General features: G+C 67.6%; 5 protein-coding genes and 1 pseudogene. 2 read left to right on the forward strand and 4 right to left on the reverse strand.

The genetic code is table 11. The features are described 5' to 3' along the window. Positions 1-361 (reverse strand): annotated as a pseudogene (locus tag WBF82_RS16370) (hypothetical protein); the annotation flags it as partial. 282 nt (positions 362-643) lie between these two features. On the opposite strand from WBF82_RS16370, the gene WBF82_RS16375 reads away from it, so the two are divergent. Then, positions 644-1,942, forward strand: a complete 1,299-nt coding sequence (locus WBF82_RS16375) for a plasmid pRiA4b ORF-3 family protein (protein WP_424384028.1) — start codon at positions 644-646, stop codon at positions 1,940-1,942. A gap of 602 nt (positions 1,943-2,544) precedes the next feature. Here the strand turns inward: WBF82_RS16375 and WBF82_RS16380 are convergent. The 3 genes from WBF82_RS16380 to WBF82_RS16390 are packed head-to-tail and all read right to left on the reverse strand — an operon-like array spanning position 2,545 to position 4,771. Continuing rightward, positions 2,545-2,958, reverse strand: coding sequence for a (R)-mandelonitrile lyase (locus tag WBF82_RS16380; RefSeq protein WP_424384029.1), 414 nt, complete (start codon positions 2,956-2,958; stop codon positions 2,545-2,547). Positions 2,959-2,981: 23 nt separating this feature from the next. Further along, positions 2,982-3,740 (reverse strand): SDR family oxidoreductase, encoded by a 759-nt coding sequence (locus tag WBF82_RS16385; RefSeq protein WP_424384030.1) that lies wholly within the window; start codon positions 3,738-3,740, stop codon positions 2,982-2,984. Further along, positions 3,737-4,771 carry a zinc-dependent alcohol dehydrogenase family protein gene (locus WBF82_RS16390; RefSeq protein ID WP_424384031.1) on the reverse strand — a complete coding sequence of 345 codons (1,035 nt, stop codon included), beginning with the start codon at positions 4,769-4,771 and terminating at the stop codon, positions 3,737-3,739. The genes WBF82_RS16385 and WBF82_RS16390 overlap by 4 nt, the downstream gene beginning before the upstream one ends. Positions 4,772-4,872: 101 nt before the next feature. Here WBF82_RS16390 and WBF82_RS16395 point away from each other — a divergent pair, with 101 nt between their 5' ends. Further along, positions 4,873-5,739, forward strand: a complete 867-nt coding sequence (locus WBF82_RS16395) for a transcriptional regulator (protein ID WP_424384032.1) — start codon at positions 4,873-4,875, stop codon at positions 5,737-5,739. The last annotated feature ends 213 nt before the right edge of the window (positions 5,740-5,952 follow it).

A 5,952-nucleotide genomic window follows, 5' to 3' on the forward strand; every position in this document is an offset into this window, starting at 1 on the left:
CCACGTGGCGCTGCAGCGCCACGTGGTGGGCGACCAGGGTGAATCGCTGCAGGTCGTCGCCGACCCAGTGGAAGCCACTACGGAGCGTCTCATGTCGTCGGGTCCACAACTGCAGCGTGGATTCCAGGATGTCGAGATCGACATAACCCTGGATGTCGAACGCAGTGCCCACCCAGATTGGGATGTGCCGGCCGAGTTGGCGAAAGGCTCGGGCGGTCCGGATGTGCGCCTCCTGGATGTACGCCGGGGGTCGGGAGTCCCCAGGCGCGTCGTCTGCTGCGGCGACAGTAGCCGGGTGCAGCGTCCACTCGATGAGTCGTCCGGCGCGGGCGTCGCAGCGCAGAATGTCAGTGACCTTCACTAGGCCTCCGTTCACTTTCCCCTCGGTCTGGATCCGCCGAAGAATATCGCTTTTTGATCATATTCTGACTGGGTAAACTACCTCTGAGCTGGGGCAATAGAAGTTTCTGACGCTTCCAACACCGGTGCCGGGAGGGCACCTCGTGGACGCGATTGTTGCATAGTGCCTCGTAGACGACGCTCCCCTGACGGGAGCGGTGCGCCGGAATGGGCGACGGCCTCGACGGGTACGGTCGCTCCCGCGATCTCATGGCCGGAAGGCCGCTGTGCGAAGGAGACGAGGATGACAAATCATGCATCCGGCAACGTCGCTGCCGCCGCTGCGGAGGCCGCACTGGTCGGTCAGGTCGTCGACTTCGTCAGGTGGGTCGGGGACGGCCGCAAGCTCACCCAGAAGGGAGCGCTCCCCCTGGCCGATGCCCGGGTGCTCGTCGACCGGTTGGGCACCGGGGACGAAATCGATCCCGCGATCGGCGAGCGGGTGTTCAAGACAAAGTCCAGCGTGGAGCTGCTGGGTCTGGGCCTGATCGTGGAGTGGGCCAAGGCAGCGCGGCTGGTGCGGGTCGTTCGGGGGCGGCTGGTGCCGGTCAAGAAGGCCGCCGCGCTGCTCGAGCGCCCGGCGGAGCTGTGGATGACGCTGTTTGAAGCTTTCGGGGGGCGGCTGGGCACCGCGTTCCTGCCCGCGGGATGGGGCGAGTCATTCATGCGCCGTGAATTTGACGTCGGCGCCGACGCGCTGCTGTCCACGCTGCACGGCCGGGATGGTGTGGTCGGCCTGGAGCAGCTGTGCAACCTGGCGTGGGACGCCGTGACGGCGCACTACGTGCTCGATGACGCCACCGAGCAGCAGCTGGCTACGGCCCGTCGGATGAACGACCGCGACGTCCGGCGCACGCTCGCGGCGCTGGCCCGGCTGGGTGCCGTGACGCTGACCGAAGACTCCGCCGAGCTGACCGCGATCGGCCGGTGCGGGACTCGTCGCATGCGGGGAGAGCCCGAGCCCGGTGATCCCGTCCACCAGATCACCGTCACGCTGGCCGATATCACGGAGCCACGAGTGTGGCGGCGGCTGCTGATCCCGGACGCGATGCCGCTCAGCCGGCTCCACGACGTGATCCAGACAGCGATGGGCTGGCAGGACTACCACCTGCACAGCTTCACCGACGGCAGGTGCACCTACGGACCCTCGAATCCGGAACTGGAGTTGGATTTCGTCGACGAGCGCTCCGTGCGGTTCGGCGATCTCGACATCGAGAGTGGCCTCATCAGCTACACCTACGACTTCGGCGACGGATGGGAGCACGAGATCGTCGTCGAGACGGCCGGGGTAGCCGAACCGGGCAAGCATTACCCTCAATGCGTCGACGGTGAGGGCGCTTGCCCGTCAGAGGACTGTGGCGGCCCGCCGGGTTACGAGCATCTCCGGGAGGTCCTCGCCGACCCGGGCGACGAGGAGCACGACGACATGGTGACGTGGTTGGGCCTTGACCACGCCTGCGAGTTCAATCCGGCCGCGTTCGACGTCGAAGCGGTGAACCGCAGGCTTGTCGCGGAGGCGATCAAGATGACAGTCCCCTTTTAAAACGGTGGGATGTCGTCCCTGGAGTCGGGTTCCGCCGGTGGTCGGGATCGAGGTATGGGTTCGGGCAGCTGCGCCCAGATCTGCGAGTCTTCCCAGCCGGTGTCCTCGGGGATTCGTATCGGGATTGGCGGGCGGTCGGGGGCAAGAGGATCGGGTAGTGGTTCGAGGATTGGGGGTGGTCGGCGGTGATAACTGTGGCCCAGGCGGCTGGTCCAGACGAGCCTCGAAAAATGACACACATTTGGATCAGCCTCGCCCAGAAGCTTAGTCCATGAGCACCGTACCCACCGCCGACGTCCACGCCCGTAGTGCACGCCCAGTTCGTGTAGCTGGTCGCGTTGTGCGGTGAGGTCTTGTTCGTCGCTGGAGCAACGGGCGTGGCCGATCAAGCTACCGAACACGATCGATGTGTAACGGATAGCCGCCGCTTGGTGAGAATCAATGCGTACCAGCTATGTGAGACTCCGCTGGTCCAGCTCAGGTCCGTGTCCGCGGTCGTGTGTAAGGGCGTCCGGTTGGGTTTCGGCTTGCGAGACGCCGCCGAGGTGGCGTTGCTGCTGCCTCCATGGAAAGCAACAGCGGCGCTCGTCAGTCGGCGCTCGTCAGTCGGCGCTCGTCGGCGATGCGCCGTACTCCTCATCGGTGACGTGCCGGCCCCATGTGACGGGGCTGCCGGACTCGTCATTCTGCTGCATCGCGATGTGGACCATGAACCGGCTCGGGGCCGCGCCGTGCCAATGGTTCTCCTCTGGCTCAAAGAACACGCGGTCGCCAGGACGGATGATCTCGACCGGACCGCCCTCGCGCTGGCATAGCCCCATCCCCTCGGTGACGAAGATCGTCTGGCCGTGTGGGTGGGTGTGCCAGGCGGTGCGCGCGCCGGGCGTGAAGTGCACGGCGGCGGCGGCGAACGTTGAGCTGCCGGCGGGCGCGGCGACGGCGTCGATGTAGACGTCGCCGGTGAACCAGTCGGCGGGGCATTTCTGGGTGTTGATGCTGCTTCGGGTGACCTGCATGAGGGCTCCCTTCCCGTTCGGGGTCAGGCGGTCTGGCCGCCGTCGACGACCATGGCGTGACCGATCGTGAACGCTGCTTCATCGGAGCAGAGCCACAGAACTGCGGCCGCGATCTCGTCCGGCTTGCCCATCCGGCCGATCGGCTCCTGGGCGATGACGGCGGCACGGCCTTCGTCGGTGTCGCCGGTGAACCGGCGCATCATCTCGGTGTCGATGATGCCGGGGCAGATGGCGTTGATGCGGATGTTCGAGGCGGCGTAGTCCAGCGCGGCCGACTTGGTGAGGCCGATGAGGCCGTGCTTGGTGGCGGCGTAGGCGGCCTGGCCTTTGAACCCCTTGACGCCCGCGCCGGACGACGTGTTGACGATCGCGCCGCCACCGTGCTGGAGCATGAGCTCGATCTCGTGCTTCATGCTCAGGAAAGCGCCGCGGAGGTTGACCGCCACGAGGCGGTCCCACTCGTCGTCGCTGATCTCGGCGGCCGGCTTGATCGGCTGCTCGATGCCCGCGTTGTTGAAGGCGATGTCGAGGCGGCCGAACCGCTCCACCGCGGCGTCCAGTGCCGCTTTGATGTCGTCGGCGCGCGTGACGTTGCAGGACACGGCGAGCGACTGGCCGCCGTCCTGCTCGATCATGCGAGCCGTCTCTTGGTTGCCGTCGGTTGCGACGTCGGCGACCACGACGCTCGCACCTTCGCGCCCGAACGCGAGTGCGGTAGCGCGGCCGATGCCGCTGGTCGCTCCGGTGACGAACGCGACCTTCCCGTCGAAGCGGCCGCTCATGGGGTCACCATGACCTTGATGGCCTCGCGGTCGGCCATGGCGCGGTAGCCATCGGAGACGCCGTCCAGGCCGACGTTCCGGTCGAATACGCGGCCGGGCTCGATGCGGCCCGCCAGCACGTCGGGCAGCAGCTCGTCCAGGTACGCCCGCACGGGCGCGGGGCCGCCGCCGATGGTGATGTTGCCGAAGAACGCCGGCAGCGAGCCGGGGATCTCGGTATGCTGCGGCACGCCGACGCGGCCGACCGCGCCACCGGGGCGCGCGATGCCGATCGCGGTGTCCATCGACGCGCCGTGACCGACGCACTCCAGCACCGAGTGGACGCCCTCGCCGCCGGTGAGTTCGCGGACGCGTTCGACGGCCGCCTCGCCACGCTCGGAGACGACGTCGGTCGCGCCGAACTCGCGGGCCAGCGCGATTCGGTCGTCGTGGCGGCCCATGATGATGATCTGCTCGGCGCCGAGGCGCTTGGCGGCGATGACGGCGCACAGGCCGACGGCGCCGTCGCCGACGACCGCGGCGCGCTTGCCCAGCCCGACCTTGGCGACGACGGCGGCGTGGTGGCCGGTGCCCATGACGTCCGACAGCGTCAGCAGCGACGGCATGAGCGCGTCGTCCTCGCCGACCGGCAGCGGGTACAGGGTGCCGTCGGCGAACGGGATGCGCAGCGCTTCGGCCTGGGCGCCGTTCATGCCGTTGGTGCCGAAGAAGCCGACGTGCACGCACGCGGTCGGCAGGCCCTCATGGCAGAACGTGCAGATGCCGTCGGAGGACGCGAACGGCATCACGACGACGTCGCCATTCTTGATCTCGGCGACCTGCGATCCGACGTCCTCGACGACGCCGATGGCCTCGTGGCCCATCGACTGCCCGGCTTCCGAGTGCTCCATCGACGCGTACGGCCACAGGTCGCTGCCGCAGATACAGGCGCGCGTCACGCGCATGATCGCATCGGTTGGTTCGACGATCACCGGGTCAGGGACGTCCTGGACGCGGACATCGCCGGCGGCGTACATGATGGTTGCTCTCATGCACTCCAGCCAAGCACCGGTCCGCGCAGTCTGGGGAACCCTGTGAAGGTGACCCTCCCAGGATCCCCCAGAACGCGGTGCGCGGCTTTAGCCTGGTGAGGGTGGACACGCGCAACGAGATCCGCGATTTCCTGACCTCCCGCCGAGCCAAGCTCAAAGCCGCCGACGTCGGCCTGCCCGATTACGGCACCCGCCGCGTGCCCGGACTGCGACGCGAAGAAGTCGCCGTCCTCGCCGGCGTGAGCGTCCCCTACTACACCCGCCGGAGCGCGGCGACCTCGCCGGAGCATCCGACAGCGTGCTCGACGCGCTGGCGCGCGCTGCAACTCGACGACGCTGAGCGCGCTCACCTCTTCGACCTCGCGCGTGCCGCGCAGCCCGTAGGTCAGCCACCGCGACGCCGACCGGCCAAGCACCGCATCCGCCCTTCGGTGCAGCAAGTGCTCGACGCGATGACCGGCGCCGGCGCGCACATCGGCAATGACCGGCTCGACATCCTCGGCGCCAACGGGCTCGGCCGCGCGCTGTACCTGGAAATGTTCGACGGCCAGGAGCGCCCGAACGCCGCGCGCTTCGTGTTCCTCGACCCGCGCGCCCGCGAGTTCTACCTCGACTGGGACCGCATCGCCCGCGATGTCGTCGCCACCCTGCGCTCGGCCGCCGGCCGCAACCCCTTCGACCACGACCTCACCGACCTCGTCGGCGAGCTCTCAACTCGCAGCGAGGAGTTCCGTCAGCACTGGGCCCGCCACGACGTGCGCTTCCACATCAGCGGCATCAAGCACTTCCACCACGCCCAGGTCGGTGACCTTAAGCTCAACTACGAGCGCCTCGAAGTCGTCTTCGACACCGGGCTAACGATCTTCACCTACACCGCCGACCCCGGCACACGATCTTCCGAGGCGCTCGGCCTACTCGGCAGCTTGGCCGCAACCACCCACACCGAGAGAACGCCGACAGCGCCCTGACGCGCATTCCGGTCAGGCCGACTCGTCCCGGCCGGATGTACAACAGCCAACAGTCGCCTCCACTACTGCTTTCGACGCAACCCCTCAGCTTGTCGTTTAACCTCTTGAGGTTGGGTTTGTCGCCTCTTGGCGGCGTGTCGCCGTGACATAGCGCGGCCACCGCTTGATCATCTTCAGGTTCCTTCCACAGAGCTTGAAGACGAGGCGGTGGCC

The sequence above is a fragment of the Mycobacterium sp. genome (assembly GCF_049673265.1).
Lineage (GTDB): Bacteria > Actinomycetota > Actinomycetes > Mycobacteriales > Mycobacteriaceae > Mycobacterium.

Coding starts and splice junctions, on each gene's coding strand:
- WBF82_RS16385 (WP_424384030.1), bottom strand. CDS start 3,740: ATGAGCGGCCGCTTCGACGGGAAGGTCGCGTTCGTCACCGGAGCGACC.
- WBF82_RS16380 (WP_424384029.1), bottom strand. CDS start 2,958: ATGCAGGTCACCCGAAGCAGCATCAACACCCAGAAATGCCCCGCCGAC.
- WBF82_RS16390 (WP_424384031.1), bottom strand. CDS start 4,771: ATGAGAGCAACCATCATGTACGCCGCCGGCGATGTCCGCGTCCAGGAC.
- WBF82_RS16375 (WP_424384028.1), top strand. CDS start 644: ATGACAAATCATGCATCCGGCAACGTCGCTGCCGCCGCTGCGGAGGCC.